The sequence below is a fragment of the Nocardia sp. NPDC058518 genome (genome assembly GCF_042719655.1).
In the GTDB taxonomy this organism is placed as follows: Bacteria; Actinomycetota; Actinomycetes; order Mycobacteriales; family Mycobacteriaceae; genus Nocardia.
The window spans coordinates 58,553-60,500 of sequence record NZ_JBHXNJ010000036.1; the positions used below are offsets into that span (position 1 = coordinate 58,553).

At 70.7% G+C, this 1,948-nt stretch carries 2 protein-coding genes; one reads left to right on the top strand and one right to left on the bottom strand.

Going from position 1 to position 1,948, the window contains the following annotated elements:
* The first annotated feature begins 219 nt into the window (after nucleotides 1-219).
* Nucleotides 220-1,098 carry a polysaccharide deacetylase family protein gene (locus ACFWPX_RS35450; protein WP_378933002.1) on the top strand — a complete coding sequence of 293 codons (879 nt, stop codon included), beginning with the start codon at nucleotides 220-222 and terminating at the stop codon, nucleotides 1,096-1,098.
* An 11-nt stretch (nucleotides 1,099-1,109) separates the two neighbouring features.
* Here the strand turns inward: ACFWPX_RS35450 and ACFWPX_RS35455 are convergent, their stop codons facing one another.
* Nucleotides 1,110-1,748: a hypothetical protein gene (locus ACFWPX_RS35455; RefSeq protein WP_378915673.1), complete on the bottom strand. Its 639-nt coding sequence runs from the start codon at nucleotides 1,746-1,748 to the stop codon at nucleotides 1,110-1,112.
* Nucleotides 1,749-1,948: the final 200 nt, after the last annotated feature.

A 1,948-nucleotide genomic window follows, 5' to 3' on the forward strand; every position in this document is an offset into this window, starting at 1 on the left:
AAACACCCCCCCCCCCGCCCCGCCCCCCCGGCCGGGGTTCGGGGTCTGAACCCAAACCCCCCACCACTCCCCCCGCGCCCGGGCCCCCCACCCCCCCCCCCCCCCTCAACTCTGGGCTACTTACCCTCACTCATGATCTACCTGCACGCCCGCATCCGACGCGCACACCGGCCCGATCGGCGATAACATCCCAGCGAACAAGTCGTTGAGGGGTGGATTGTGGGCAACAATGGTTTGTCGCGGCGACGGCTGTTCGGCGCCTGCGCCACTCTCACCGCCGGAATTGTCACGGGATGCGCTGTCGCACAAGGCGATTCGGTTGCCCCCGAGGCGACGAGCCGCATCGTTCCACAGCCCGTCGCACCGATCAGCGCGCAGCCGATCGCCACTCCGCAGGCTGCGCCGGCCCTGTCTCCCGCGCAGGTAGCCGCCCGGCACGCGGGCACCATCCCGCATCAGTGGGGCGTCGACCTCCCCGGGATCACCAGCGGTTTCCCCGCCGCAGGCAAACAGTTCGCGCTCACGTTCGATGCGTGCGGTGGGCCCGGCAACAGCGACATCGACCACGCGCTGATCGACCTGCTGATCGCCGAGCGGATCCCGGCCACCCTGTTCCTCAACAAGCGCTGGGTCGATGCCGACCCGGCTCGGGTGCAGCGGCTCGCGGCGAATCCGCTGTTCGAGCTGGCCAATCACGGCAGCGTGCACAAGCCGCTTTCGGTCTCCGGGCGCTCCGCCTACGGGATCGCGGGCACAGGTTCGGCCGAACAGGCCGCGTACGAGGTGTGGGACAACCATCAGCGGCTCACCGAGCTCACCGGCCGCGCGCCCCGCTTCTTCCGCACCGGTACCGCACACTACGACGAGGTGGCTGTCGCCATCGTCAACGAGTTGGGCGAGACCCCGCTGGGTTTCACCGTGAACGCCGATTTCGGCGCCACCGCCTCATCAGCCCAGGTCAAACGCGCCATGAGCGCAGCCGCTCCGGGTGGCATCGCCCTGGCCCACATGCACCGCCCGCGATCCGGCACCGCCGCGGGCATGGCCGCCGCACTCCCCGCCCTGCGCGCCGCGGGCTTCACCTTCGTCCACCTCTGACGAGCGCGGCGCTAGCGAGTCAGCGCCGCGAAGTCGATCGCGACCGAAGTCCCACGGTCGACGGTGAAGAACGCCGCCTCCAACCGCGTCCCGAGTTCGATCTGCCCGACCGCCGACAGCGGCACCGGCTGGATCAACCGCACCCGCCACGGCAACGGCTCGTCCCAGGCCCGCATCTCCAGATCGAGCCGGAGCACCGGATCATCGCGCCCGGTGTAGTCGGCGGCGATCGGCGCCACCGCGAGCACCGTCGCCTCGGCCCGCCGCCCGTTCGCCAGGATCTTGGCCGCCGCCTTGCGCCCCGACTCCGGCACCTCGGGTACGAACAACACCACCCGCTCCCGGTCCCCCGGATCGACCCGGCACCCGACCACGTCGCCCGTCTGCATCCACTCCAGATCCTGGCTACGCACCCGCTGCCGCACCCGCGCGTCATAGGCCAGCTCCCCCGGCACCGACACCCGCACGCTGAACCGATACCCGCCCTCGCCCCGCCGAGTCCGCACGGAAAGCACACTCGCCACGGCAGGCAACCCTCTGATCAGCAGTTCCCGCCGAGCCCCCTCGGACAACAACCCCGGCCGCCGCCCGAACAACCACACCCACCGGTCGAGCAGGGTCCGACCAGAGTCGACCGCGACAAGGCTCATAGCGAGAGCGTAATGCGAATACCGTTCCCGCAAGGGCAAATTCCCCGCACTCCCGACCCCGCAACCCGCAACCCGCAACCCTCCCGCCCTACCAGTCACCCGGCACACCCCAAATCCGCCATGACCGCACTCTCAACCCCGCACTCCCGACCCCGAGGGAGGGACGGCCCCGAAGTGGCCGGGGGGGGGGCGGGGCGCGC